The 26,869-nt window shown below is 40.5% G+C and carries 32 protein-coding genes; 17 read left to right on the top strand and 15 right to left on the bottom strand.

Features of this window, described 5'->3' with window-relative positions; genetic code table 11:
• Positions 1-166: 166 nt before the first annotated feature.
• The 3 genes from FKG96_RS22495 to FKG96_RS22485 all read right to left on the bottom strand — a co-directional run bounded on the left by FKG96_RS22495 (position 167) and on the right by FKG96_RS22485 (position 2,783).
• On the bottom strand, positions 167-946 hold the full coding sequence (locus tag FKG96_RS22495; RefSeq protein WP_130856606.1) for an AraC family transcriptional regulator: 780 nt from the start codon (positions 944-946) through the stop codon (positions 167-169).
• Positions 947-1,091: 145 nt separating this feature from the next.
• Entirely contained in the window at positions 1,092-1,916 is an 825-nt protein-coding gene (locus FKG96_RS22490; RefSeq protein ID WP_130856607.1) for an SDR family NAD(P)-dependent oxidoreductase, read from the bottom strand.
• A 45-nt stretch (positions 1,917-1,961) separates the two neighbouring features.
• Positions 1,962-2,783: an SDR family NAD(P)-dependent oxidoreductase gene (locus FKG96_RS22485; RefSeq protein WP_130856608.1), complete on the bottom strand. Its 822-nt coding sequence runs from the start codon at positions 2,781-2,783 to the stop codon at positions 1,962-1,964.
• 157 nt (positions 2,784-2,940) lie between these two features.
• Here FKG96_RS22485 and FKG96_RS22480 point away from each other — a divergent pair, with 157 nt between their 5' ends.
• Positions 2,941-3,846: an AraC family transcriptional regulator gene (locus FKG96_RS22480; RefSeq protein WP_149106164.1), complete on the top strand. Its 906-nt coding sequence runs from the start codon at positions 2,941-2,943 to the stop codon at positions 3,844-3,846.
• A 383-nt stretch (positions 3,847-4,229) separates the two neighbouring features.
• Here FKG96_RS22480 and FKG96_RS22475 read toward each other — a convergent pair whose 3' ends face one another.
• The 5 genes from FKG96_RS22475 to FKG96_RS22455 all read right to left on the bottom strand — a co-directional run bounded on the left by FKG96_RS22475 (position 4,230) and on the right by FKG96_RS22455 (position 7,649).
• Complete coding sequence (locus tag FKG96_RS22475) at positions 4,230-4,808, bottom strand: Crp/Fnr family transcriptional regulator (protein WP_149106163.1); 579 nt, start codon at positions 4,806-4,808, stop codon at positions 4,230-4,232.
• A gap of 89 nt (positions 4,809-4,897) precedes the next feature.
• Positions 4,898-5,308 (bottom strand): nuclear transport factor 2 family protein, encoded by a 411-nt coding sequence (locus FKG96_RS22470; RefSeq protein ID WP_149106162.1) that lies wholly within the window; start codon positions 5,306-5,308, stop codon positions 4,898-4,900.
• A 141-nt stretch (positions 5,309-5,449) separates the two neighbouring features.
• On the bottom strand, positions 5,450-6,319 hold the full coding sequence (locus FKG96_RS22465; RefSeq protein WP_149106161.1) for an alpha/beta fold hydrolase: 870 nt from the start codon (positions 6,317-6,319) through the stop codon (positions 5,450-5,452).
• A 21-nt stretch (positions 6,320-6,340) separates the two neighbouring features.
• A complete protein-coding gene (locus FKG96_RS22460; RefSeq protein WP_149106160.1) occupies positions 6,341-6,886 on the bottom strand; it encodes a carboxymuconolactone decarboxylase family protein in 546 nt (181 codons plus the stop codon).
• Positions 6,887-7,073: 187 nt separating this feature from the next.
• On the bottom strand, positions 7,074-7,649 hold the full coding sequence (locus tag FKG96_RS22455) for an isochorismatase family protein (protein ID WP_130856614.1): 576 nt from the start codon (positions 7,647-7,649) through the stop codon (positions 7,074-7,076).
• 397 nt (positions 7,650-8,046) lie between these two features.
• On the opposite strand from FKG96_RS22455, the gene FKG96_RS22450 reads away from it, so the two are divergent.
• The 6 genes from FKG96_RS22450 to FKG96_RS22425 all read left to right on the top strand — a co-directional run bounded on the left by FKG96_RS22450 (position 8,047) and on the right by FKG96_RS22425 (position 14,375).
• Entirely contained in the window at positions 8,047-9,030 is a 984-nt protein-coding gene (locus FKG96_RS22450) for a type I glyceraldehyde-3-phosphate dehydrogenase (RefSeq protein ID WP_149106159.1), read from the top strand.
• Positions 8,985-9,179, top strand: coding sequence for a DUF417 family protein (locus FKG96_RS27120; RefSeq protein ID WP_130856616.1), 195 nt, complete (start codon positions 8,985-8,987; stop codon positions 9,177-9,179). Before FKG96_RS22450 ends, FKG96_RS27120 begins: the two co-directional genes overlap by 46 nt.
• An 8-nt stretch (positions 9,180-9,187) precedes the next feature.
• Positions 9,188-9,994, top strand: a complete 807-nt coding sequence (locus FKG96_RS22440) for an MBL fold metallo-hydrolase (RefSeq protein WP_149106158.1) — start codon at positions 9,188-9,190, stop codon at positions 9,992-9,994.
• A gap of 328 nt (positions 9,995-10,322) precedes the next feature.
• Positions 10,323-12,656, top strand: a complete 2,334-nt coding sequence (locus FKG96_RS22435; RefSeq protein ID WP_149106157.1) for a glycoside hydrolase N-terminal domain-containing protein — start codon at positions 10,323-10,325, stop codon at positions 12,654-12,656.
• 132 nt (positions 12,657-12,788) lie between these two features.
• Complete coding sequence (locus FKG96_RS22430) at positions 12,789-13,628, top strand: AraC family transcriptional regulator (protein WP_130856619.1); 840 nt, start codon at positions 12,789-12,791, stop codon at positions 13,626-13,628.
• A gap of 120 nt (positions 13,629-13,748) precedes the next feature.
• Positions 13,749-14,375: a pyridoxamine 5'-phosphate oxidase family protein gene (locus FKG96_RS22425; protein ID WP_149106155.1), complete on the top strand. Its 627-nt coding sequence runs from the start codon at positions 13,749-13,751 to the stop codon at positions 14,373-14,375.
• A gap of 42 nt (positions 14,376-14,417) precedes the next feature.
• On the opposite strand, the gene FKG96_RS22420 is transcribed toward FKG96_RS22425, so the two are convergent.
• Positions 14,418-14,810, bottom strand: a complete 393-nt coding sequence (locus FKG96_RS22420; protein WP_168204599.1) for an ORF6N domain-containing protein — start codon at positions 14,808-14,810, stop codon at positions 14,418-14,420.
• Positions 14,811-15,013: 203 nt separating this feature from the next.
• Entirely contained in the window at positions 15,014-15,481 is a 468-nt protein-coding gene (locus tag FKG96_RS22415; RefSeq protein ID WP_013668183.1) for a DUF1572 family protein, read from the bottom strand.
• A 242-nt stretch (positions 15,482-15,723) separates the two neighbouring features.
• Here FKG96_RS22415 and FKG96_RS22410 point away from each other — a divergent pair, with 242 nt between their 5' ends.
• The 4 genes from FKG96_RS22410 (at position 15,724) to FKG96_RS26855 (ending at position 18,785) form a co-directional block, all read left to right on the top strand.
• Positions 15,724-16,302 (top strand): zeta toxin family protein, encoded by a 579-nt coding sequence (locus FKG96_RS22410; RefSeq protein WP_149106153.1) that lies wholly within the window; start codon positions 15,724-15,726, stop codon positions 16,300-16,302.
• The gene (locus FKG96_RS22405) at positions 16,289-16,480 is read left to right on the top strand and encodes a hypothetical protein (RefSeq protein ID WP_149106152.1); all 192 of its coding nucleotides are present in this window, start codon (positions 16,289-16,291) and stop codon (positions 16,478-16,480) included. The genes FKG96_RS22410 and FKG96_RS22405 overlap by 14 nt, the downstream gene beginning before the upstream one ends.
• A 945-nt stretch (positions 16,481-17,425) precedes the next feature.
• Positions 17,426-18,607, top strand: a complete 1,182-nt coding sequence (locus FKG96_RS22395) for a 6-bladed beta-propeller (RefSeq protein WP_149106150.1) — start codon at positions 17,426-17,428, stop codon at positions 18,605-18,607.
• A 22-nt stretch (positions 18,608-18,629) separates the two neighbouring features.
• A complete protein-coding gene (locus FKG96_RS26855; protein WP_168204598.1) occupies positions 18,630-18,785 on the top strand; it encodes a hypothetical protein in 156 nt (51 codons plus the stop codon).
• Positions 18,786-19,422: 637 nt separating this feature from the next.
• Here the strand turns inward: FKG96_RS26855 and FKG96_RS22390 are convergent.
• The 3 genes from FKG96_RS22390 to FKG96_RS22380 are packed head-to-tail and all read right to left on the bottom strand — an operon-like array spanning position 19,423 to position 21,671.
• Complete coding sequence (locus FKG96_RS22390) at positions 19,423-20,190, bottom strand: LytTR family DNA-binding domain-containing protein (protein WP_149106149.1); 768 nt, start codon at positions 20,188-20,190, stop codon at positions 19,423-19,425.
• A complete protein-coding gene (locus FKG96_RS22385) occupies positions 20,187-21,206 on the bottom strand; it encodes a sensor histidine kinase (RefSeq protein ID WP_149106148.1) in 1,020 nt (339 codons plus the stop codon). Before FKG96_RS22385 ends, FKG96_RS22390 begins: the two co-directional genes overlap by 4 nt.
• A 12-nt stretch (positions 21,207-21,218) precedes the next feature.
• The gene (locus FKG96_RS22380; RefSeq protein ID WP_149106147.1) at positions 21,219-21,671 is read right to left on the bottom strand and encodes a MarR family winged helix-turn-helix transcriptional regulator; all 453 of its coding nucleotides are present in this window, start codon (positions 21,669-21,671) and stop codon (positions 21,219-21,221) included.
• Positions 21,672-22,272: 601 nt separating this feature from the next.
• Here FKG96_RS22380 and FKG96_RS22375 point away from each other — a divergent pair.
• The gene (locus tag FKG96_RS22375) at positions 22,273-22,740 is read left to right on the top strand and encodes an SDR family NAD(P)-dependent oxidoreductase (RefSeq protein ID WP_149106146.1); all 468 of its coding nucleotides are present in this window, start codon (positions 22,273-22,275) and stop codon (positions 22,738-22,740) included.
• Between the two features lie 116 nt (positions 22,741-22,856).
• On the opposite strand, the gene FKG96_RS22370 is transcribed toward FKG96_RS22375, so the two are convergent.
• Positions 22,857-23,225 (bottom strand): hypothetical protein, encoded by a 369-nt coding sequence (locus FKG96_RS22370; RefSeq protein ID WP_149106145.1) that lies wholly within the window; start codon positions 23,223-23,225, stop codon positions 22,857-22,859.
• Between the two features lie 82 nt (positions 23,226-23,307).
• Positions 23,308-23,457 (bottom strand): hypothetical protein, encoded by a 150-nt coding sequence (locus tag FKG96_RS26850; protein WP_168204597.1) that lies wholly within the window; start codon positions 23,455-23,457, stop codon positions 23,308-23,310.
• A gap of 3 nt (positions 23,458-23,460) precedes the next feature.
• On the opposite strand from FKG96_RS26850, the gene FKG96_RS26845 reads away from it, so the two are divergent.
• The 5 genes from FKG96_RS26845 to FKG96_RS27115 all read left to right on the top strand — a co-directional run bounded on the left by FKG96_RS26845 (position 23,461) and on the right by FKG96_RS27115 (position 26,843).
• Positions 23,461-23,703 (top strand): hypothetical protein, encoded by a 243-nt coding sequence (locus FKG96_RS26845; RefSeq protein WP_168204596.1) that lies wholly within the window; start codon positions 23,461-23,463, stop codon positions 23,701-23,703.
• 460 nt (positions 23,704-24,163) lie between these two features.
• Positions 24,164-24,301, top strand: coding sequence for a Fic family protein (locus FKG96_RS27285; RefSeq protein ID WP_354004808.1), 138 nt, complete (start codon positions 24,164-24,166; stop codon positions 24,299-24,301).
• A 159-nt stretch (positions 24,302-24,460) separates the two neighbouring features.
• Positions 24,461-25,354, top strand: a complete 894-nt coding sequence (locus tag FKG96_RS22360) for an Rpn family recombination-promoting nuclease/putative transposase (RefSeq protein ID WP_149106144.1) — start codon at positions 24,461-24,463, stop codon at positions 25,352-25,354.
• A 501-nt stretch (positions 25,355-25,855) separates the two neighbouring features.
• Positions 25,856-26,338: a hypothetical protein gene (locus tag FKG96_RS22355; RefSeq protein WP_149106143.1), complete on the top strand. Its 483-nt coding sequence runs from the start codon at positions 25,856-25,858 to the stop codon at positions 26,336-26,338.
• 379 nt (positions 26,339-26,717) lie between these two features.
• Complete coding sequence (locus FKG96_RS27115; RefSeq protein ID WP_256377667.1) at positions 26,718-26,843, top strand: hypothetical protein; 126 nt, start codon at positions 26,718-26,720, stop codon at positions 26,841-26,843.
• The last annotated feature ends 26 nt before the right edge of the window (positions 26,844-26,869 follow it).

Genomic DNA, 26,869 nt, shown 5'->3' with positions numbered 1-26,869 from the left:
CATTCTGATCTTGGTGCCTTTCCAGCTTGTTTTTACCAAGCTACTGTACTTTCTGGTTGATCGGTATACAGAAAAGAATAAGCAACCGACAAACAACGAATCGTAGCCGTCGGAAGCCCGCAAAATAAGTGGGCTTCCGATTACCTGATCTTCATTTTAGCTCCGGCTATGCCCTTTTTCCCCAGCCGCAGCAAGTTTTGGCCTCTAAAATCATAAAGATATGAATTAGCTCCATTGCCGTCTTTCCGGTTTCCTGCTTCAGCAGATCACTCAGATAGCGTGGAGAAACAAATAGCTGATCAGCCAGAAATGCCACATTCGGAAGCCCGCTTTTTACCATCAGACCCTGATTTAAATATTTTCTCAGCAGATCGTTAAACTTGGACGCTGTCTTCCCGATGACTTGCGCCCTATCAACAAATTGTCTTTTGTAATAGCGCTGCGCATACTTCAGGATAGAGGAAATATGGCTCAAAATAATTTCACGGCTGTATTCGTCCGGATTATTAAAGTATTCTGTCTGGATTTTTGAATGAAGCTCCAATATAATCTGTTCTTCTTTCGGGGAAAGATGCAGCGCCTCTGTAACTTCGTAATCAAAAAAGCTGTATTTCTCGATTTCTTTGAAAAGTTCATGACCATGCAGGTAATCTTCATGGATCATCAGCATATATCCTTTTTCTTCGAATTCAAGATCTTTCATTTCGATGATCTGCCGTGGTTTGGCGAAGAAAAGGCATCCGTTATCGTGATCATAGCTCGTACGTCCGTACATAAAATTGCCGGATTTAATTTTCTTAAAAGCAATTACATAACAGTCGGTCGTAAATTCCCTATTTCCCAATTTACATTCGGACTGACAGCCGATCATACTGAAGAGCGGATGCTGCGGGGCTTCCCATTGATTGCCCAGATGTAATGCTGTAAGGGTTTTATAATGTTGCATCGGTTCAATTTTATCTATGTTAAAAAGATTTTACCGGAGGCAGGATTCATTTAACGTAAAAAAAGGTTGATATGTCCTACTGTATGATCACGATATTGGTGTTGTTAACGATCATCATTCAAGCGATGAGTCATTTCAGCTTCTTCTAATGTCCGTGAGCAGCAATACTGACCTGTTTCCAGTTTTGGATATCTTCAAGCCTTTTGGTATATACATCATTAATGACCTGATAGGCAATTCTACCGAACAATATGCGCTTGGGCGGATTTTCGCTATCGATGATGTTCAAAACCGGCTCAACGGTCGCTTCCGGTTTTCCCCAGGTGTCAGGATTGTCACCGCTCTCTGCAAAAGCTGCGCGCACCGGGTCGTAATCCGTAATCTCCGAAGAAGTCTGAACCGCAGATGCTCCAGCCCAATCTGTTGCAAAACCATTGGGCTCAATTAAAGTGGTTTTAATACCCAAGTGGGCAGTTTCCGAACCGATCGTTTCGATCAAACCCTCTACGGCAAATTTCGAAGCATTATATAATCCCAATAATGGCAGTGTCGTTAGTCCAAGAAAGCTTGAGACCTGAATAATATGACCGCTCCTTTGCTCCCTCATAATAGGCAATACTGCCTGAGCGACCCACAGTGATCCGAAAAAATTGGTTTCCATCTGATCACGGGCCTGCTGCTCGGATGTTTCTTCGGTTGTTCCAAACAAGCCAAAGCCGGCGTTATTAATCACTACATCGATCCGTCCAAAATGGTCCTTGATCTTTTTAACAGCTGAAAAAACATCTTCACGGCTGTTAACATCCAATTTCACTTCTAAAATACTGTCACCGTAAGCAGATTTTAAATCTGCCAGCGCACTGATATTTCTTGCCGACGCGGCAACTTTATCCCCTCTTTTAAGTAAGGCCTCAGCCCATATTTTTCCAAATCCTTTGGAAGCTCCTGTTATAAAAACTATTTTGCTCATTTTTATTTTTCTTGTTTTGTTAACCTATTTATAAAAAGCACCGTATTATCCATGCGCTGCTTCTGAAACATCCTTCCATTCTTTCCACTGCTGAAGTTTTTCACCATAAACCCTTTCTGTTTTGACATATCCCAATTTGCCCAGAAATAGTCTAAGCGGCGGGTTTTCGCTGTCGATCAGTTTCAAGATAGCTGGAACAGTGGCTTTGGGAGTACCATAATCATCCGGTCCAAGTCCCTCAATTTTCCCCAAGCTTTCCCTCAATGGATTATATACATCGAGCGAATCGCCGAATACCGCTGAACTTCCTCCAAATTCAGTTTTGTACCCATTCGGCTCAATCAAAGTTACATGGATACCAAAATCTTTGACCTCACTAGCCAGCGCTTCACTAAGTCCCTCTACCGCAAATTTGGTTGCATTGTAAATACCGAGAGTGGGAAGGCTCCATACACCGAGTACACTTGAAAGCTGGATGATATGTCCGTGGGCCTGTGCTCTCAGGATCGGCAGTGCCGCCTGCGTCACCCATAGTGTTCCGAACAGATTCGCATCGAAAACATCTCTTGCTACTTTTTCCCTCACTTCCTCTACTGCACCGAAAACTCCATAACCTGCATTGTTGATCACCACATCAAGCTGACCGAAATGTTCTTTAGCTTTGTTAACGGTAGCAAATACGGCTTCTCTATCGGTAATATCAAGCTGTAGCGGTAAAAACTGATCACCATACTTTTCTGACAGCGCTGTAAAAGCGTTAGCTCTTCTGGAGGTTGCCGCTACGTTGTCTCCACGTTGCAATAGTGCTTCAGCCCATAGTTTTCCAAATCCCGATGTTGCGCCTGTAATGAAAATTGTCTTTGCCATTTTGTTATTGTTTAGAATTTTATTTGTTATTTTGATAAGACAAAGTTATATCCAGACCAGGCCTTTGCTCTACTCCATATCAGCGGAAGAATAGCACAGATTTACGAAAATGTAATTTTGGATCATTTCAACGAGTAATTTTTTAAAATCAGACACATTGGAAAAGATCAATCATTATAAAAGCATAACCGAACTTCACGAAAGAAGTGGCTTTGAAACTCCAAAACATCCACTTTTAAGCCTGATGACCTGTAAAGAACTTATGACCTATTCGGTCGGAGAAGACAGATTCACAGGTGACTTTTATATGATTGCCCTGAAAAAGATCAAGTCGGGATATGTCCTTTATGGTAAAACAAAATATGACCACAGCAACGGTTCCGCTGTTTTCGTGAAGCCAAGACAGATTATCGAAGTCAGTAACGTCCAGTTTGCAGAAAAGGGTTTTGTTATATTTTTCCATGAGGATTACCTGGCCGGACACATCCTGCATAAACAGATCAAAAACTATGGTTATTTTGAGTATGAGATAAACGAAGCGCTTCACTTATCGCCTGCTGAGGAAGTGATTATGTGGGAGCTATATGAAAAGATAAGGAAAGAATATGACGAAAACTCGGATGAGTTCAGCCGTGAAATTATACTGTCACATATTGATTCCATCCTAAAATATTCAGACCGTTTTTATAAAAGACAGTTTTCGGATCGAAGCAACAACGTTTCGGGCGCAACGCTTAAAAGGTTTCAGGCAGTATTACAGACCTATTTTGATAAGAAACTGCACCTAAAAGATGGGTTGCCCACCGTAAACTATCTCGCGGGAGAACTGTTTCTGTCAAGCAGGTATCTGAGCGATCTTCTGAAGCAGGAAACCGGGAAAACCGCGCTGGAGCATGTCCATATCTATCTGGTAACAGAAGCGAAAAATCTATTGTTGGGATCAGACAGCAGCATTTCCGGAATTGCCTATGATCTGGGGTTTGAAAGCCCATCGTATTTTACGCGTCTATTTAAAAAAGTAGCAGGCCTAACGCCGGCTCAATTCAAGGAAGCAAAGAATTAGTTTCAAGGTTTAATATTATATACCAAATCTCTTGTAAATCAGTAATCATATCAACATAATGATTTTACGAGAGAAGTGCCCCCTAAATTTGAAATAAGAACATAAACGGCTAGAATTACAACATCTGTTAGATTTTATTCTTTCCGATCTCGTATCCAACTTTTTTTCTCGGCTTTTCTTCTTTTTCAATAAACTTACTAAGATAACTGAAAAGCACCTCGATTTTTTGGTCCTGTTTTATCATCTGTTCTTCTACCTGTTCTACCCTCAAAAATACATCCTTATGGGCCACTAACAGTTCCCGGATTTTAGTGTATATACGTACGATCTGGATATTGACCTGGATGGCTTGAGGTGGAGGAGATAGAACCGCTGTTTTCGCTTTACATTTTACTTGGTTTTCTTACTCTACTTAAAGTTTCTTTCACTACTCCTAAATATGATGCAATGTGATGAAGAGGAAATCGCTGGACGATTTCCGGATAACACCGTAAGAATCTTTCGTAACGTTGCAAAGCATTTAAGCTTATTGCTGCGTCCAACCTTTTTTGAAATGCGATGTGATTATTTTCGCTCATTTTCCAGAACATACGTTGAATCGCGGGTATTTCCAGAAGTAAATCAAGATCCGACCTCCGAAAGACAAGTAGGTCTGTATCCTCCCATGCCTCAATATAATATGTTGACGGAATACGATGTATAAAGCTTTCGCGATCTGTGATCCACCAGTTTTCAATACATAGTTGGTTAATGCATTCCATACCGTTTTCCGATATGCTAAATTGGCGCACAGCCCCTTTAAGAATAAAGCCCGTATATGCACATATACTTCCCTCTTCGAGGAACAGCTGTTTACGACGGAGTTTTTTAGGTTTCATGATACTGGCAATACGGTCCCTATCAAAAGGTAGAAGTTGAGCATCGCTGTATCGTTCGATATAATCAAAAAGCGGGTCGTACATTCTTCATTAATTTTTGGTATCGTACAAATAGCATGCATACCAAAAATAATAAAAAATTCCGCTTTTCAAAATACAAGTTAACCGGTGTCTTACAGCCTTCTTTCCGATGCATCTATCGGAAGGTCATTCACACTTGCAAATCTTTTTTGCATGAATCCATTCTCATCAAATTCCCAGTTTTCATTGCCGTATGCTCTGAACCACTGGCCCTCGGCATTATGAAATTCATACTCATAACGAACGGCGATCCGGTTATCAGTGAATGCCCACAGCGTTTTCTTTAATTTATAGTCAAGTTCTCTTTTCCACTTTTCAGTTAAAAATTCGATAATCTCCTGCCTGCCATTTATAAAAGTTGATCGATTTCTCCATTTGCTATCCAATGTATAGGCCTGCGCAACTTTTTCCGGGTTTTTAGAGTTCCATGCATCTTCTGCCAATTGAACCTTCTGAAGTGCTGTTTCCAAGGTAAATGGAGGTAAAGGATGTCTTTGTTCCATGATTTAGTGTTTTTAGAGCTAGTTATTAGAATAACGGTACTATTTTCGGATATTGAAATCCCCAATCTTAATTCCCATTCACCTTGAACGTCAGTGAATGGGAAATTATATTCTTAAGCAACACACAAAAGCAATTAAAGATTAACTCGCAAGAACTTTTCGCTCAAGAAAATCATCTATGATAGCCGAAATCTCCTCGCCATGTGACTCTAAAGCAAAGTGCCCGGTGTCAAACAAATGAAATTCGAGTTTCTTAACATCTTTTTTGAAGGCTTCAGCTCCAGCGCCGGGAAAAATATAGTCGTCTTTCCCATAAACAATCAGCATCTCCGGTTGATGATCTCTGAAATATTGTTGCCAACTAGGGTACAATGGTACATTGTTTTGATAGTCATAAAATAAAGCAAGCTGTATCGCACCATTTTCCGGTCTTTCAAGATGTCTTAAATCAATTTCCCAATTGTCCGGCGAGATTACGCTTTGATCAGGAACGTTATGTGTATATTGCCATCTTAAGCCGTTCAGATCATGAAAACCTTTTAACGTGTTTTCTGCCTCTTTGTTGTTCTTATCGGCCCAGTAAGCTTTGATTGGATCCCAGAACGCTTCCAATCCTTCCTCATACGCGCACCCGTTCTGTACAATCAGTGTGTCTATTTTTTCAGGGCTTGCACTGGCAATTCTAAAACCTATTGGTGCACCATAGTCCATCAGATATAGACTATACTTTTGAATTTCAAGCTTTTTTAAAAGAGCTGTAATTATTCTCGCAAAATTGTCAAAGGTATATTCAAACTCTGCCATCGGTGGCTGCTCACTTCTACCATAACCTGGGTAATCCGGAGCAATCAAATGGTATTTGTCGGATAAGGACTGGATAAGATTGCGGTACATATGTGATGATGTAGGATATCCGTGAAGTAATACCAATGTCGGTTTACTTTTATCTCCTGCCTCTCTGTAAAAAATATCTACTCCATTAATATTTTCGGTTTTGAAAGTTGTTTTCATCGTTTAAATTTTTAGTGGTTATTATTTCTTTTCAATGGGTGGCTGTTTAGGAAAATCTATGTCCGTATCCGCAAGAATATTGACATAATTGGTGAAAATGCTCAATGAAACTTGCGCCAATATTTCAACTATTTCCTGATCATTATAGCCTGCTGCTCTAACACTACTTAATGCTTCCTCAGAGACCGCACCCCGGCTGTTTAAAATCTCCTTGCTGAAAGTTAAAGCGGCATTTATTTTTAGATCTGTAGAGGAGGCATGTCGCGCATCCGCAACATCCTGATCTTTGATGCCCATTTTCCCGGCAACAAAACTGTGAGCTGAATTACAATAATTACATCCGTTTCCGTTGGCTACCGTCAACGCGATAAGTTCACCCAATTTACCACCTAAAGATGAGGTGCTAAGCCCACTGCTAAATCCAAGATAACCGCTAAGCACTGCGGGAGAATTCGCCATCGTTCTCATCATATTAGGAACCATACCCATTTTAGCTTTTACAACATCTAGCAGTTCTTTTGTTTTTCCGGTAGCTTCTGCTGGGTCTACCATTATAATACGTGCCATAATTTTTTTAATTTTTGATTTTGTTTATCTAATTTGATAGCACAAAGTTGACCATTATATAAAAGGAGATGTTAGGCGCCCTTTCCCGAAGAGTTATCAATTTTTCCCATCTAAAAAATTGATAGCATTTTCAATTTAAGAGATTGAAAAATGCGATGATTTATGTGGGTTACCGTTGGGGCTGAATCTAATGATAGTTTAGAATACCCATCAGTTTCTGACCATTGGGACTCGTCCAGTCAATTGCCAATTCTGAAATAATCTGATCAACGGTTGTAATGATAGCTCCTGCCGAGCGCATGCGTGCTAATGCCAATTCGTCCCCATATTTTGTGTATGACGCCGAAGCATCGGCAGAGACCTGAACTTCGTACCCTTCATCAAGCATTTGCAAAACAGGAAACGTAACACAGATTTCTGTCGTTACACCTGCTACAAACAGTTTTTTGCGGCCAAGTGCTTTCACTGCTTTGTTGAAGCCATCGTGATGCATCGCATTGACAATGCCCGGTCGCCTTATACGCGCTGCGAATGCCTCAGGTAAAATTTCCTCAAGTTCTGAAATCAGCGGACCCTGAACATTTTCTTCCATACTAGATGTCAATACAACCGGAAGATTAAGTGCAGCAGCAATCTTAGCTAATTTTATGGCGTTTTGTTTAACAAGATTGATGTCATGTGAATGAGTCCAGCCCATTGTCCCCACCTGATGATCAATTAACAATATCGCTGAATTCTCCGGATTAAAAGCTTTTGTGTGCATAATGTTTTGTTTTAAATAGTTAATCCCATTACCAACCAGACGGTCGTTTAATGACACAAATTTGCCTCGTTCTTTACCCGCTCAACGATGACTTTTGCTAAAAAAAAGTATTGACAAATGTCAATCTTTTTAATTGGAATATAGATGAACTTAGCGAACAGATAAGACAATATAAACAGTGATAAGAGAACGGTACGAATGATTTGATGAGCTGTTGGTATAATCATTATATAAATCTAGTGGCACTGACGGAGATGAATACCGGAGGAGATCAGGAACAAAAACAGATTTTAATTAGAAGGAAATATTGCCAACACGACGGGAATTGATGCCTAACAACAATCTTTCTTTATGCTGCAACTTTGAGTTAAAATAAAACAAAATACAAAAATATAGTATGAAAAGAATAGCAATAAACGGATTCGGGCGTATAGGACGTGCCGCACTTAAGATAGCCGCTGAAACTGCGGATCTGGAGATAGTTGCCATAAATGACTTGATGAGTATTGATAATGCGGCATACTTGCTCAAATATGACAGCAATTACGGGAAATACGATAAAGAGGTACGCGTTGAAGGTAATAACATATTAGTCGACGGCAAGGCCATAGCTTACCACAGTATCCGGGACATTGAGCAATTGCCCTGGAAGGCTGTACAGGCAGATGTGGTAATTGAAAGTACCGGGATCTTTACGAACAATGCGGATGCTCAAAAGCATCTGACCGCAGGTGCGAGCTACGTAGTAATTTCGGGTCCGACTAAAGATACACCTACCGTTGTGCACGGAGTGAATACGGAAGATGGGAAGGTGTCTGTATTTTCGTGTGCCAGCTGTACGACTAACAGCATAAGTCCGGTAATTGAAATCCTGGGGCGGCGACTTGGCATAAAAAAGGCGATCTTGAATACAACACACGGTTATACCGCTTCGCAGGCGCTGGTTGATGCACCTTCCAAACGGGAGCCGCGGATGGGTAGGGCTGCAGGGATTAACCTCGCACCAGCTGCAACCGGAGCAGCAATCGCGACTACGAAGGCTTTACCTCAATATGCAGGTAAATTTGATGGGATTGCCGTAAGGGTTCCCGTTCCGGTCGGTTCCATATCAGACATTACTTTTATTGCAGCGCGGGCTACCGATGTGGAGGAGATCAACAGGATTCTTACCGAAGAGTCCGAAACCGAAAGATATAATCAGGTAGTGGCCGTTACATCCGAACCTCTTGTCTCCACAGACATTATCAAAAGTCCGTTTGCAGCCACCATTGACCTGGAGATGACGCGCGTGGTTGATGGTGATCTCGTTAAGGTGATGGCTTGGTACGATAATGAGTGGGGTTTTACCAGTCAGATGATCAGGCAGATACAGTCTATTTAAATACTGAACCATCCTGGAAGCCCTTCTTTCATGTTTTATCTGGCGCAGGGCGTCTTGTGCTGAAGGACGTGGTCATGATGGCTGCGGGACTGGTTGTTGCTTCTGATAGTGCGAAGCGCTTAAATTTTATAAATCAAAATAAACATTAAACAGAAAAATGAAAAAAATATCGACTGCCCCGCTGGAAGCAACTTACCTGGGAGGTCCTACGGTAGTGCTGGAAATAGGTGGTTTGCGGTTAATGACCGATCCAACGCTTGATCCTGCAGGCACGGAATTCGTCCTGAACGAGCGGATGAGTGAAAAGAAATATTCCGGCCCCGCTGCTTTTCCGGAGACTCCCATAGATATCGTTCTTTTAAGTCACGACCAGCATTTCGATAACCTAGATGGAAGCGGGCGGAATTTTTTGAAAGAAGTACAGACTACGCTAACGACCAAAGTAGGCGCTGAGCGGTTGAAAGGAACGGCAATCGGTCTTGATCCGGGTGAGTATCGCACGTACGACGCGCCCAACGGTGATAGGATTAAGATCACGGCGACACCGGCACGTCATGGCCCTGCGGGCATCGAATCAATTACGGGGGATGTGATCGGTTTTCATCTGTCAGTCAGTGGCGACAATGACTTTGAGCTGTACATCACCGGTGACACCGTTTACTACAACGAAATCGAAAAGCTCGGACAGCATATCAATCCTAGATATATTTTCATTTTTGCCGGAGCAGCGAGACCGCGCGGTCCTTTCAATGTTACCATGGGTACCAATGATGCAATCGATACCGCCCACATATTTCCGCAGGCAACTTTGATTCCTTTGCATGCAGAAGGATGGTCACACTATACCGAAAATACCTCAAGCTTAACAGAAGCTTTCCGTATTCTCGGTATTGAGCACCAACTGCAAATATTGGAAGCGGGGGTTGTTACCGCACTTCCTATTAATAAGGATTCGATTGCCTAATTAGCATTTGACACTAAAGTACCGCATGTATGAGCATCAGCGACCAAGCCATTAAGTCCAAGATGTAAATATGATGATGGGCAATTGCCGTACTCAATTAATGGTAATATTATCCATGTTTTTCACAGAATCATCCATTTGTTGAGCGCATGAAGCCTGCTACTTTTGTTCGTTCATTTCCTTCAGTGGTTAGAACCAATAGTAAACGATAATCCAAAAATTAAATTTAACCCATGGCCAAGGTCATTTCAGAGGATCGGGGTGTGCATAAAAAAACAGAATGTGTTCTTGTATCGAATGAAAGATATTACAATTATTCCCTAGTACTATGTTGTGTTTTCGTATTTTCTTAAACTTAGCCTTCTGTCTTATTTTTTTTTCCATCCGGTGCGACGCGGAGCCACTCACTGTATGGTATACCCAACCGGCTCAGCAATGGGAAGAAACCATTCCGTTGGGTAATGGGAAGATCGGCATGATGCCCGATGGTGGAATACGCGAAGAAACCATTGTATTGAATGATATCACGCTATGGTCCGGTAGCCCGCAAGATGCCAATAATTACGAAGCAAATAACTACCTTTCCCAAATACGGAAACTATTGCGCGAAGGGAAAAATGATGAGGCACAGAAGCTGGTAGATGCTCATTTTATCTGCCGGGGGCCTGGGTCCGGCGGGAAGCAGTGGGGATGTTTTCAAACGATGGGCACCTTGCACCTAGCATACGACTACGGAGAACCGGCAACGAATGAACCGATTGATTACCGGCGCCAGCTTGACCTAAATGACGCACGCTCGGCTACGGCATTTTCCCTGGCAGGCACACAGTATTCACGGGAGTATTTTACCAGCTTTGGCGATGACGTAGGTGTAATCAGGCTTCGAGCCGACCGATCAGGAAAAATCAACGTCCGTATCACAATCGACCGGCCCGAGCGGGCAACTGCCCAAACGGTACGCAATGAACTTCAATTGATGGGACAGTTGGACGATGGAGTGGATGGACAAGGCATGCGGTTTATTACACGCATACAAGCAAAGACAACGGGTGGCAACATAGAAGTGACGGAAAATGCACTGATTATCCGGCAAGCCGATGCTGCCGAAATCTATCTGACCACAGCAACAGATTTCAACAACGTTGATTACTTGACTGCTTCCGCGCATACACTTTCCGAGGCGATGCACAAAACCTATGACTTGCAATTGCAGCAGCATACCACGAACTACCAAAAGCTTTTCAACCGATTGGATATCCGGATAGGAGAACCCACTACCGACGGACTGCCTACCGACCAGCGGTTAGCCCGGTTTGCCGAAAACGCCGATGCCGATCCGCAAATGGCAGCCTTATTTTTTCAATTCGGACGCTACCTGAGTATTAGCAGTACGCGGGTCGGGTTGTTGCCGCCCAATTTGCAGGGACTTTGGGCCAACCAGATACAAACACCCTGGAATGGTGACTACCACCTCGACGTCAATGTGCAGATGAACCACTGGCATCTCGGCCCCGCCAACCTAAGTGAACTTGATTTGCCCTTGGTTGAATTGGTAGCTAAACTGGTGGAGCCCGGAACCCGAACCGCTAAAGCCTACTATGCGGCAGACGGATGGGTGGCGCATGTTATTACCAATATTTGGGGATACACGGAGCCCGGCGAAAGCGCCTCCTGGGGAGTGGCTAATGCGGGATCGGGGTGGTTATGCAATAATCTTTGGGAACACTATGCTTTTACCAAGGATACAGCGTACCTGCGTCGCATCTATCCCGTTCTCAAGGGGTCTGCTCAATTTTACAATAGTGCGCTCATGGAAGATCCAAAATCGGGTTGGTTAGTAACCGGCCCCTCGGTATCGCCCGAGAATGCGTTTTATCTTCCAAACGGCAACCATGCCAATGTCTGCATGGGGCCAACGATCGATAATCAGATTACGCGCGAACTGTTTACGCATGTGCTGACCGCTGCGGAACTGTTTGGCATCGATCCCGCCTTCCAAGATACCCTACGGAATAAGTTAAAACACTTGGCCCCCTCCGGCCGGATCGGCTCGGACGGACGGATATTGGAATGGCTGGAAGAATACAAGGAAGTTGACTCGCAGCACCGGCATATTTCCCACCTATATGGCGTATTCCCGGCCGATCTCATCTCGCCTTATAAAACTCCTGAATTGGCCGAAGCTGCAAAAAAGTCGCTCAATGTACGGGGAGATGATGGTCCAAGCTGGGCCATTGCTTATAAACAGATTTTCTGGGCTCGCCTGTTGGATGGTAACCGGGCTTATAAATTGTTCAAGCAATTACTGACACTTACCCGGGAAACGCACGTCAACTACGGTGCAGGCGGCGGCACCTATCCGAGTTTGTTTACAGCAGGCCCTCCCATGCAGATCGATGGTAATTTCGGTGGCACTGCCGCAATCGCAGAGATGTTGCTGCAAAGCCATAACGGAATAATTGACTTACTGCCGGCCCTTCCCGATGCATGGAAAGGAAGCGGGGAAATAAGGGGTCTAAAGGCCCGTGGCAACTTTACGGTAGACTTCGAGTGGAAAGACGGAAAGGTAACTCATTACCACATTACTTCACCGAATCCTACACGCGTAAAAGTAAGAGTAAACGGCGAGATCAACGAAATAGTTAGTAGTGTACGTTCCTAAAATAATAGAAGATAATCATTGCTCATCAGTATGTCGTGTCACCAATCGATACCATACCTCATAGTATCCGTTTAAAAGTTGATTCCGAGTTTGTGACTTTGGGATATCGTTATATCTTTGAAAAGAAAAAGTATGCTTTTTGTCAATAATACGAACGAATGCATCGGCGTGCATGAGCTGGATAAAGAAAACATTAATCTCGTTTTCGATGTAAAAGAAACGGATATGACCTTTATCTGGAACACGGGCGAGGTTATGAACCTTACCATCGACCGAATCCCCTACCAACTGAAAAAGCATCAGATTATTTTCCTTACCGAATTTCACAAGATTGATGCCATTGACTTGGAATCTGCGCGAATGGTACGGTTCAATCAGCCGTTTTACTGTATAGTAAACCATGATAACGAGGTGGGTAGCAAGGGATTTCTTTTCTTCGGCGCTTCGGGTGTTCCCATCGTCTCTGTCGATGAAAGAAACTTGAGGGATTTTGAAATCTCCTGGGAAATGTTCTCTTCGGAAATCCGTAAAAGCGACCTGTTACAGCAGGACATGCTGCAGGCCATCCTTAAACGTATGCTGATCTTATCCGCTCGCATTTTGACCCATTCCACAAACTTTCATAAGCTGGAGAAAAATCAGAGCGACATTGTCCGGGAGTTCAACTATCTGGTTGAAAGGCATTTTGCTGAGCACCATGATGTTGCCTATTATGCCTCCAGGCTTAACAAATCTCCCAAAACACTATCAAACCTATTTTCCATTGTTTCCAACCGTAGTCCACTCAATATTATTCATGATCGTATCATGATCCATGCCAGACGACAGATTAATTATTCGAATCGATCGATAAAGGAAATTGCCTATGAGCTCGGCTATGAGGACGTCCAAACATTTAGCCGTTTCTTTAAAAGTAGGGAAGGAATGTCTCCTGTGCAGTACCGCGAGAAATCCGAACGGGCAACAGCCTAAAAGGAAAAATTGTTTACACTAAAGGAATTTCTGCCTAACACCGGCATTTGTTTATGATGGATATTTGACTTATGAAACATGAAGCTTTCATATAGTACAGAATCATCATAACAAGTTAATATGAATTACCCAAAGCTTGCATTTACCGATGTCATTAAAACCCTCCAGGAAAAACTGGGTAGCAGAACGGCTTATAAGCGCGTCGAGAAGATGACTTATGTAGATGGGTTGACACCTATTGAAATTCAGTTTCTCGGTCAATTGGATAGCTTCTATATGGCATCCTTCGGGGATAATGGTTACCCTTACATTCAGCACCGAGGAGGTCCGAAAGGTTTTGTAAAGGTAATTGATGATCAAACGATCGGTCTGATCGATTTCACAGGAAATAGGCAATACATTTCCCTAGGAAATATTACCATGAACCCCAAGGTATCCCTGATTTTTGTATCCTATCCAATGCGGGCAAGGTTGAAGATGTATGCCGAGGCTGAAATCGTTGAGATCGATGATAGGCCGGAGCTATTCGATTTTCTCAAACCCGAAGACTATAAATTCAGGCCCGAACGTATCTTATTGTTCCACATCAAGGCCTATGACTGGAATTGCCCACAACACATCACTCCGAAATATAGCCTGTCGGAAATTGACGAAATAACAGCGCCCAAGGACAGACAGATCGGGGAACTCAAGCAGGAGGTGGAGCGATTAAAACAGCAGTTGGCGGATATAAAACCAATCACCTGATTGTTTACTAAAGAACATAAACGGCAAGAATTACAACATCTGTTAGGTTTTATTCTTTCCGATCTCGTATCCAACTTTTTTTCTCGGCTTTTCTTCTTTTTCAATAAACTTATTAAGATAACTAAAAAGCACCTCGATTTTTTGGTCCTGTTTTATCATCTGTTTTTCTACCTGTTCTACCCTCAAAAATACATCCTTATGGGCCACTAACAGTTCCCGAATTTTAGTGTATATACGTACGATCTGGATATTGACCTGGATGGCTTGTTCACTGTTTAATACACTAGATAGCATTAAAACACCGTGTTCCGTAAAAACATAAGGTGGTGTTCTTCTATCTCCACGACCTTTTTTTGATATCGCAATTTGCGATGTCAAAGATTGCCATTCTTCATCTGTTAATTGGATTGACAGCTCTGGGAAAACGGATAGCAAATCAGTAATCCTATCAACATATGGCTTCCCGTAAAAACCCAAAAACAGAACCGATTATATTCGTTCCCCAAGCATAGCAGGCTAGGAGTGAAGGTGTCTCTTAATAAGGTTGAAAAATTGAAGCTCTTAAAGATGCGGTTTTCTAATGTTTAATTTCATGAATAAATCAACCTTAGATGGTCGAATTAATGACGTATCTTATATCAGTGCATCAGGCATTTTTTTAATAATACAATTTGTCCCAAATGGTAGTAGCTATGCTCTATCATCCCATCAATATTTCTTAAATAAGTACCGTATTTTTCCGCTACAAAATGCGCGTTAAGTTTTTCCTCGGAAAGTTTTTCCAATAGCTCTGCAAAGACTTCCGAGTCGCTCCAGAATCTGGACAGAAATGTTTCCCATTGCTGCTGCGACTCGATGGGTGGAAAATCAAAACTGAATTTGTCGCTGATTTCTAATTCACCGCCAAGTAAAACCTCCTTGATGCCATTAATATAATAATGAACATGTTGGGCAAGTACAGCTATCGTATTAAGATCCCGAAATTTTGCCGTAGCAATTTTCCAGTCAAGGTTTTGCAGCTGATCCTTAAAATTTGTATTGGCAATCCAAGTTCCGCTTAAAATTACTTCGCGAAATCTATTGGCTAGTTTAGTTTGCATATTCATGGTAGAGCATCAGGTTTTTGGAATTATAATCCTGTTTTATAAACTTATGCTAAGTTATGAAATAGTACCGGTTGATCTTTCATTTTTCTCCGATTCCAAAAAAGTTTTCTTGTGCAGTTTTTATCAGTTCCTCTTGATAAATTTCTCCATTTAGAGTCAGAAATTGTACAAAAATTTCTATCTTAGGCTGGTAAACAATCTAAACAAAACCTTATAACGATATAACTTCGAATTATACTGTAATGCCAAATTTATATATAATAGCAGGCTGTAATGGCGCTGGCAAAACCACAGCTAGTTATACAGTATTGCCTGAGATTTTGAACTGTAAAGAATTCGTCAATGCTGATATCATTGCGGCAGGAATTTCTCCTTTTAACGTAGAAAGTGTCGCTTTAGAGGCGGGTAGAATTATGCTTAATAGAATCAACGAGTTAATAAAGGAGCAGGTTGACTTTGCCTTTGAGACTACACTGTCTACGAGAAGTTATGTTTCCTTAGTTCAAAAAGCCAGAGGCACTGGGTTTAATGTCATTCTACTTTTTTTCTGGTTAGACTCTCCAGAACAGGCCCAAAAACGGGTAGCAAAAAGAGTGGCAGGTGGTGGCCATCATATTCCGGAGGTAGTAGTCACCAGAAGATACATCAGAGGTATCGTCAATTTATTTGAGCTGTATATGCCCGTATGCGATGAATGGATGGTCTTTAATAATATGGATGTAAGCCCCGAATTGATTGCAAAGTCTGATTCACTTGGAAAAGAAATTTATAATACCGAACTTTGGGAAAGGATACAAAAACAAGGTCATGATAAATATTGAGTCAGTTTCAGAAGAATTGCCTTTGAGTGATCGAGTTCTGTCAGGGCTTCGAAAAGCCATGCGTAAATTGGTGGAGGAAACAGCAGCAACAGGAGGCACTCTTGTAGTGAAGAGGGATGGCATAGTCAAAGAAGTACCTGCTAAAGAACTATTAAGAACGCTGCCCAAAGAAGAATAAAAGATTAAAGATTACTATAACGAAGGCCATCTCCTAGATGGCTTTTTTTATACACTTCTCCTTCCTTAAAGCTTCCGTAAAAACCAAAAACAGAACCGATTATATTCGTTCGCGAAGTATAGCCGGTGGAAGGGAGGTATTTCTCAAATTTTCACAAATTTTCCTCTGTAAAACGAGTTTTTGATGGCTGAGGAGAGATCGATAAGTGCCCTTTTATACGCATCACGATTATACTGCGTATACCTCCGCCATAAAATGGCGGAAGCTTGAACGCCAATAAATAAACACTTGTGAAAAAAAGGGCATTATCTAAGTTTGTGAAATATCGTTTAATTTATAACTTAGTGAAACTAAACTGGAACTGTTTATCAACCTAAAACCAACAACATAATCAATGTGCAGATACCACTATCCGGACTTAACTAACCTGAAGAATGCGAACGTTTTTTTTTAATAAGGTCTTTGCCAGAAAAGAGCTCCCTTTTTCTGGGTTTAAAACAGATGTTCACATAAGCGAAAGTTTTTACCCCTTGTTTTCTAAACTTGACGAAAAAGATAAGAAGGAACTTGAATATTCTCTTTTTTCGCTTAACAACAGTTTTACTTTTAATACTGAATTTCAGCAAGAAGGTTCCCTATGTGTTTATATGCCTGGTATGGGGTGTAATCAATGTAATTTGGAACATTCTGACTTCTTGTCCAAGACGTTTCCGATGACTAAACTGGAAATATATACCAATCAAAACAAACTATCCGTTGGCAATAAATATAAGAATCAGGTTCGTATAACTCATGTTTCGGAAGGCACGAATGTCTTTTTTGAATCGGCTAAGCCGTTTTATTTTCTAAAATATAGGGATCTGTATTTTAATAAATTCACAAGAACTTACGAAAACGATGAATTGTACTTTGATAACCTAAGAACCATTCTTAAATAGATATACTATGAAGCGTATTGTATCAATCTTATTGGCAATGCACCTAACGGCTTCTTTCGCCCAAGTCACATTACGGATTGACCCTTCAAGTGCCGAGCCCCCTAGCTTTTCAGATATTTTCGATGAAGTTAAATTCATTCCATTGGAAACTCGATCCTCGTCGCTGTTTGGTTCAATTCGGCAGCTGTTTATTGTTGACAGTCTTTTTGTTTTTACCGAATCGCATTCCAATAATATAATGCTATTTCATCGTAATGGAAAGTTTAAAACAAAAATAATCCGTGATCAGTATACAACCGGAAGGATATATATTGACTTTGTCAAGAAGAGCATAAACTTCCTTAAAGGCCGAACGATCTATCGGTATGATTTTGAAGGAAAACCGTTGGAAACACTCCAAGAGAACTTTGTTGGAGAAAAATATGTGCTAGGAGACGGACAAGCGATATATTACGATAAACGCGTGTATAGTGGGCTTCCCGATTCTACAGCATATGAAGTATATGTGGCTAAGGATAACAGAATTATTTCAAAGTTTTTTCCCTACAATATGCAGACAGATAGCTTCTTACCCGAGGATAGCTTTCAAACACTGCATACTTTTTTTTATAGCAACGGCAGTGGAAATGCTATGTTCGCACGTCCATTCGATTATGTAATTTATCAAGCAACCAGTGAAAAGGTGGATAGTCTGTTTAAGATAATGCTTCCGTATAATATGTCTCTCGACAGAAAACAGTTATTTGACGACGCGAAGTATCCAATAGGTTCCAAATCCCGATATTTTGCCGACAATCCGAATCATGTACAGCTAATTAATTTTCCTTACCTCATAGGCAATAACCTGTTTTTCAAATTACAAACATCAAGCGACATTTCAGATTCTTACTTATACCGGCTTGATTCGGAAAATCTATATAGAATAGATAAACTGCAGGTAGACGATAAATGCTATTATCTAAATGTTATTAATGTTTATGCACCCTCAGAATTTGTTAACAGAAATTTCTTAACCGCAGATACCGAATATATATATACTATTGTTCCAGCTGCAGACCTTATAGATCAATACAAAAATAATAAAGCTAAAGGAGTAAATGTAGAATATCCAAAAGAGCTATTAACGTTATTCGGTTTCAAGAATAATAAGGCGAATTGTGTGATTGTTGCCTTAAAACCTAAAAGGTGAAATTTCGATAAACTGAAATGCTGTGGGTTACTTTGAACTACCGGAAGTGATTTTCATAGGCATATTGGAGTTCAAGATGGATGATGCGGAACGGGAACGGTATTTGAAGAGTATACAACAATCGATGAATGGACACACGAAGGTTCGTGTGCCAGCAATGGACCTATTGGTTGAATGAGTCTGTATTCTTGCTTGTGATAATATGATTCATGTACTATAACACCAATTACGTCACAAATGTTGTTAATATTTGTGACGTATCAGATGACATTTCTGTCACAAAAAATTGTTAAATTTGTGATAGAAGTATCCATGGCTATGGAAAGCGTAGAAAAACAAACACTCCCGCTCTACGTCTCTGGCTTTTTCAACAGTTTGTTGGCTGGGGTAAAGAGCCAACCGTCATTGCAGCCAGTGAGGAGCTACAAATGTCGAACCCGGCTAATTTTTACGCATTGCATTTTGAAAACAGTGCTGAAAACCAATATTTCGGAGTTAATGGTGAATATACCGATCAGGTTAATAAAACCTTCTCAGATCTGAAACGCTTTTGGAACATCCGGTCCGTTAACGTCGTCAAGGTTGCATCGCATGGTGCGCTTTTCCGGCATAAGGCATCAACAACATAAAAAAGATTAGAAATCGGTTCATAACAGAAACACGAGGTTTTAATCCAAGACGTTGCATCGGGTGTAATAAATTAATAGGTTAAAATTTTATATAGGCCTGAACAAGAGATAGTATCAATAGGCGGTCATTGCTGCCAGCGATAGCATCGGAAGTAGAAAAAGATCAAAAGGAAGGCTGAGCGAAAACTAGAATTGTTCACCTTCCAGCCACCTTAAGAAATCGGAGGAATTTGCCTTGCTGATAACAATAGTTTCAGGCGTTTCAACGACAAGTTTGGAAATAAGCTTTCGGGAAAAAAATCTCTCGATACTTGCAATGGCGAAACGGTTGATAATAAATTGTCGATTGGCACGGTAAAACAATTCGGGATCGAGCATTCGCTCCAAATCATCCAATGTAGAGGTTATGAAATAATGCTTACCTTTAAGAGTTGCAATATTGATCACCGCGTTTTCTAAATATAAATAAGCTATATCACTTACCGGAAGAGGAATGATCTTTTCACGTTGCTCTACCAGTAACGTTTTTTTATAAGTATATTTTAATTGTTGGCCCAGTCTCTCAATCGATCGTGTCGCAGCAGCCGGTTCAAAAGCAAACTTTAATCGTTTGAATTTGTCGATCGCTTTTGCTACCGCTTCTTCGGTGATGGGTTTTAGTATATAACTAACCGCGTTCGTTTCAAATGCATCGAGCATATATTCGTCGTAAGCAGTACAAAAAATGATTGGGCTCTTTACCAGGGTTTCCCTGTAAATATCGAAGCACATTCCGTCCGCCAATTGAATATCAGAAAAAATCAGGTCAGGTGGACTTTTTCGTTTTAAAAAATCAATGCTTGCTTCTACGGAGTCGAGAATAGCAAGAACCTTATTTGTCGTCTCATGATTAAGCAAGATCCTTTCCAGTTCTTTTGCGGCATTTATTTCATCTTCTATGATTAAAATTTTCATGACTTTATAATTGGCAACTTTACGGTAAACATGGTTAAATCTTTTTCTATGACTATATTCCGGGCAAATAAAAGTTGGTAACGGTGCATTAAATTGTTTAACCCAACTCCCGTTGAATAGTACGGGGCTTTTTTGGGGATAAAACTATTGCGGATCACAAGGTATACCCGATCATTGTAAATCTCTATTCGCAAAGGGCTACTTACGGACGCTACGTTGTGTTTAATGGCATTTTCAAGCAACAGTTGCAGAGTAAGTGGTGGCATTTTTGTTTGCATTAAATTTTCCTCGACACGGATTTGTATGCTAATAGAAGCGCCCATTCGAGTTTTAATGATGTATAGATAGGATTTGGTAAAACTCAATTCCTTTTCTAAGGAAACGAGATTTAACTTGTTATGAACGAGCATATAGCGATATACGATTGCGATTTCAGCCACATATTCCTTGACTTGCTTATCCTGTGTTATGGCACTTAAGGTATTCAACGTGTTAAACAGAAAGTGCGGACTCATTTGCTCTTTCAAATTGGATAAGTTGGCTTCTAACTGAGCTTGTTTAAGCCTCTCTATTTCTAGATTACGCCGGTGGCTTTCGCCGAGAAATTGCAAATAAAACACAATAAAGAACTGTAAGGCGCTGATTAGTATACATCTAGATATTAGCAGGTACCAGTTAAGATCTTCTTCTGGAATGGTTAACGAAGAGTCTTTAACAAAAGAAAGAAGAAGAAAATCCAGTGAGATCGAAGTGAGAAAAATGATTATAGCAACAAATATGATCTTGATTAGATAGCCTAAATACAAGTAATCATTCGAGAACATTGTAAATTTCCGGTTCAACCAAAGATGAAGAAAAAAGGCCAGAATTCCGGCCGTGAAAGTATATCGAATCGTACGGACAGCTAAAAAGAAACCGCCTGATTGAACGTCATCCCCGGTCAATTTAATAGGTACAACGGCAAGGCCTATTCCGAGTGAAATGATGACACCCAATATTCGATATTGTTTCGACATACGACTTTTTTGTCACTGTATTATATGAATGTTCTGTAGCTTATTCCATATAGACTTGGTCAGCTGCATAAACCGAATATGTTCCGGAGTTTTTAAACAATTGAACAGAACCTTCTCTAAATTTACAATTTTATCCTTTAATAAGCTCACCAATAATTTTCCTTTGGGAGTCAGCATCACGCAATTTTTTCGTTTATCCGCCATGTCAGTCATTACCTTCACCAATTCTTCCCGCTCCAAACTGGAAATCGTCCGCAGTACTGAGGATTTATCCCTGCCTATCTCATCTGCAATTTGTTGCTGTGGCAATCCTTCCTCCGGAATACTAAATAGCACAGGTAACTGTTTGATTCTTACATCGATTCCCTGGGAAGATAAATATCGGTTGGCTTTGTTCCGCAATAACTTACTCAGGTTATCTAGATAGAATATAGCTAAGTCTTCATTATAGTTCTCCTGATTCATCTGTTACAAAATCATTTAATAATGGCACAAATATCACCCCAATATTAAATTAATAGTGGTAAATATGGCGGCAATTTAGCGATTTTCACTGTCGTGGTGTACGCCAAATGAGTGAAGCGGGCAGTTTCGCCTTTAAGACGGGCGTAAATTCCTGTTAAACTCTCAAAAGCGCAACGCAACCCATACTGCCCATCTACATACTGCCCGCTTTAACTGATGATTTGCCCGTTTCCCCTTAGTTTTCCAAACAGATCAAAATTATTGCAGCTTCATTTGCACCAGAAATAGAAGCTATATGATCGGATGAACTCTTTTCTGAGCGCCAAATAAAGAGGTTCGCATCTTGGCGTCAGTGAGTAAGCGCTTAATAGCATTAAGCTAAATATACCAATATGTTTGGTATGGCTTCTTTGAGTTTTTACGCCCATCTATCAATAATTTCCATCATTCGCTGGAGTAAATAATATCTAACGATGCGGATTACAAATTTGGATCTGGGCCCGAGTTGCAAAAAAGTAAAGCGGATTTGCAAACAATGTACTTATACCGGCTCCAAGGCCGCTTAATTTTTTACTGAAAATCGTATCTAAACATTTGTGAAATGAGAAAAATGAGAACGGCGTTAATTACGGAAGCTAATAAAGGCGTTGGCCTAGAAATAGCAAGAAAATTAGTAGATGAAGGCTTTTTTGTTTTTATTGGCAGCCACGACCTTCAGAAAGGTATAGAAGCCGTTAAAGAACTGGCTGCCGAAGGTTTAGGTACGGTAGATGTAGTCCAATTGGATGTAAACAACCAGCCATCAGTAGACGCCGCCCGAAAAGAAATTGGTGTTAAGGTCGATGTGCTGGATCTTCTCATCAATAATGCGGGTATCATCAGTGATATGCCTCAATCTGCTCTAGGCTATTGTGTTTACTCCATAAACGACGTGTTTGAGCGGAACTATTATGGACCGACAAGGGTTGCGCATGCATTTTTTGATCTGATGAGAAAGTCGGCCAAACCACGTATCGTCAATGTCACCGGCGATTTAGGTTCACAGGGCGTCGCAAGCGCCTTCGGCTAAAAGACCGCTCAAAAAGACAAAAGTATCAAAATATCAACAAGCGGTTTGCTGTCTCGTCTAAAAAAAACTTTACAGTTTACAAAACAGCATAGACTTAATTACTTCTATCAGAATTTTTAATTGAATGTTCGCTTTCGAACAGACAGGCGTCCGTATACGAACACTTTTTTTAATGAAAATCTCTCTTTAAAGTCAAAAGGGTAGGTGTCTTTTGCTTTCAGATAATCAGCCATTCCCTTTGGTATCCTTTGAGATGACGGGAGGTTATAAACATTGAAATGGTATAGGTAGCAACTAATGATCGAATCCTTTTTACTTACTATAAAGGCATTGCGGACCCATAATCCCCCCGGGTTTTGCCCGGTTAAAACCAGGGTGCTATCAGAAGTGTTCATAAAGGCTTTTTCCAGTTCCGTCATTTTCTGTGATCTGGCGATCTGAACGCTCGAGATAAAAAAGAGAAAGCCAATAAATGTGTATCGCATATTCTATGTTTTAATCGTTAATATTAATATTTTCCCTGATAGTTTGATGCAGAAAGATCGTACAATCCATAATTTATAGATTTTATTGACTACACAATGGCCGTCCCCTTCCTGGTTTATCATCAACGCCTCCATAATATTGTGCAGCCGTAGCCTGTAGATCTCTAGGTGAAACCTCTTCACCATCTATATTAAATGATTCTGTGTCAGTAAAGAGTTTAGTTTCTTCCACTCCGTGCCATGCCAGAGCATTCGCATCTACAGGGGGCAAACTATATTTGGAAATGCGGAGAGCTTCCTGAATTATTATAAAGGCATTTTTACCAATGCAGCGCTTGAGAAGATCACCGGTATTAATCAGAGGCTACTACAACACTATTCCTCCGGTTTAAAAAAGCCGAGATTACCCCAACTTAAAAAGATTGAAGAGGGGATGCATCGGCTGGCGGCTGAGTTGCAGGCATTGGAGTTGGTTTAGGTGTATTTATTTAAAGCCACATTTTCTTTATCTTTCTTGTAGCGTGTTAATGCTTCGATAAATGCAAAATCTATGAATTGATCGCAATAATATTCAACTGCTTTAATCCCACTTCTAATAAATTTGACTTTTTCTTTTCGAATTACACTTACACGATAATTGATGTAAAGTTCTGGAATTTCTTCCCTTAGTGTTCCATTCCAAGAAATCGGGAACTTATGCGAGTTTATCGGGATCTGGAATTGGTAGAACAACTTGGATCGGGTGTGCCTAGGATTTTAGAAAGTTATGGTAGGGAATGCTTTCGTTTTATGGAGAATTTTACACGGATGACTTTTCCATCATCTGAGATTACCCCCCAAGTTACCCCTCAAGTTACCCCCCCAAGTTGAGCGATTGTTGGCTGTATTTACTAAGAAACATAAACGGTAAGAATTACAACATCTGTTAGGTTTATCAGATAGGAAACTTCACTAAAAACTATTTAAGTCCAGCAATCGAGGCAGGATTTGTAGCGTTGTCAAATCCAGATAACCCTACAAGTAGTGAGCAACGGTATACATTGACGGCTCTGGGAAAACGGGTGGTAAATCAGTAATCCTATCAACTTACGGAAATCGTAAAAACCCAAAGCAGAACCGATTATATTCGGTTAGAAACATGATTGTTTTCGACAACCAACTACAAAACAAAGCTAATTTTTTTAGTAATTTAAAATCTGTTTTGCTATATTTGTAAATGACCTAAATATCAAAGCATGACAAAAAACAACTTAGACAAACCTACTGTTGGTCGATATATTGACCCCGGGAGCGACTTCGGATTCAAATTTTTGTTTGGAAGACCTGCCCATCAGGATATATTGATCCCCTTTTTGAATGAATTGATCGGAAGCAGTAAACGTATCAAAAGCCTTGTATATGGCCCCACAGAATATTTGGGCGAAACAGCCGATCAGAAGAAAGTTATTTTTGATCTTCGATGTACAGGTGATAACGGAGAAGAAATCATTGTGGAAATGCAGCGTATGAACCACGATAACTTTAAAGAGCGGGTTATGTTCAGTACTTCGCGGCTTATAAGCAGCCAGTATCCCAAAGGGGTCGAATACTGGAACTTTGAACTACCGGAAGTGATTTTCATAGGCATATTGGAGTTCAGGATGGATGATACGGAACGGGAACGGTATTTGAAGAGCATCTCCCTGATAGACAAAGATTCGGGAAGAATTTTTTACAGTAAATTGAGCTATATATTCCTAGAACTCCCTAACTTTGTAAAAAAGGACAAGGAGATCAAAACGGATAAGGATAGGTGGTTCTGGCTATTGAATAACTTAAGTAAGGCGGACAAGATTCCAACGTTCATGAACAAACGGATATTTCAGCGTATTTTTAAAATAGCAGAATTGTCCAATTTAACAAAGGAGGAAAGAATGGCATACGAAGCAAGTTTGCAGGACAAGTGGTTATGGAACAGCGCGATGTCGCTTGCTGAGAAAAAGGCTGCTGAAAAAGCAGCTGAAAAAGAGCGTAAAAAAGCAGACCAGGAGAAATTGGCCTCTGCCCAGTCTTTAAAAAAAGCAGGTGTAGCCAACCACGTCATTGCTGAAAGTCTAAAACTGCCCTTGGCGGTAGTAGAGAAGTTGTAGGTTTTACAACTGATATAATTGTTTAAAAATGCCATCTCCTAGATGGCATTTTTTATACACTTCTCCTTCCTTTACAGCTTCCCGTAAAAAGCAAAACAGAAATGATTAAGCTATTTGGAAAATTATAATAGGATGGAGTGTATTCCTCGATATTTCACAGATTGTCAGTTGGAGCTAGCAACACGGGAACTTACATTGTAGAAGAATAAATCGAAGTATTAAGTAAATAAAGCTAAATATGGTGATGTGGTTCAGGAGGTGCTGCCTAAGGCGCAATTATCGGTTCCTACCTCTGTCCGGCCGCCACACTTGAAGTGTTGATTCTTGTTCTGCTACGATTCCTTTCTTCCTAAAAGTAACAACAGCATAATGTTTTAGTAATAATTAAGCAGTTTCTTTGGTAAATCAACTACCATCTATGACGGCTAATTGTACTGTAAGACCATTTGTGAAAGGGGGGATATTAAGTGAGATTGCCCGGATCGGATAAAGTTCTTTTACATGACTTTAAGAAAAATAACATTAAATCTGCTTTTGGCTTTATTGTCACCCATCGTATTGCATGTGGGCGCTTTACAAGGTATTTTCAAAGCGCTGATATCGGGTAAATATGAAACGAACGGACAACGGTTCGCATCATTTTATGAATACTTAACTTCTATTTATGACTATGGGGTCTTTTTTCTACTTTATTTTGTTTGCTTGATTTTCCTTTTATTGCCTTTCCAATTGATCAAAGATTACGAGCGGAAAGCGGGTAGAAATTATACCTTTTACAGGAAATTTCTTACGCTGTTCGTATTGTTTATGTTCTACATTGTTATGTTGGGTTGCTTTGTAATGAATCTATTTGTGGCAGATCCCTGGTATGTCAATTTGCTCTATCCCGGTTTGGCAGCTTTATTTAGTCTTGTATTTACGTCACTCACTTACTTTTTTATAGATCGGTATGAGCAAGACTACACGATCCCGAAAAAAGCTTAAACTATAATCAGGTAGCAATTTTGGAATTACAACGGAAATAGTAACCTCCGAATTGTAATAATCTACATGATAGCCTCTACTACGGCTGTTGCAAATTTTGCGATAACTGAACCTTTATCAACTAGCATTCATTGCAAACATTATTTATATGCTTGCCAATAGATTAACACTCTGATAACACCAGCTAATTGGTCGGCAGGCTAGGAAGGAAGGCTTTCCTAAGTTTTCATATGTTTTGTGAAATATCATTTAATTTATAACTTAGTAGAACTAAACTGGAAAATTTAATCAAGCCAAAACGAACAACATATAATCAATATAAATTTGCAAAGTGGGCACTCGCAACTGGCAACTCACAACTATAAAGGACTAAACCGAAATGAACAGCATTATTACCACTACCACCGATACATTGGATCGTTATACTATTGAAGAATATCATGAACCTGTCACGGCCAATTTAGTGGTGGATAGCATTATGTGTCCCTATATTTTGTCACTTTAGTGATTCTCTTGCTATTGTTTATGAAA

The sequence above is a fragment of the Olivibacter sp. LS-1 genome (genome assembly GCF_008245145.1).
Lineage (GTDB): Bacteria > Bacteroidota > Bacteroidia > Sphingobacteriales > Sphingobacteriaceae > Olivibacter > Olivibacter oleidegradans.
The sequence above is the reverse complement of the archived record's forward strand: the minus strand, read 5'-3'. Positions and strand labels throughout refer to the sequence as shown.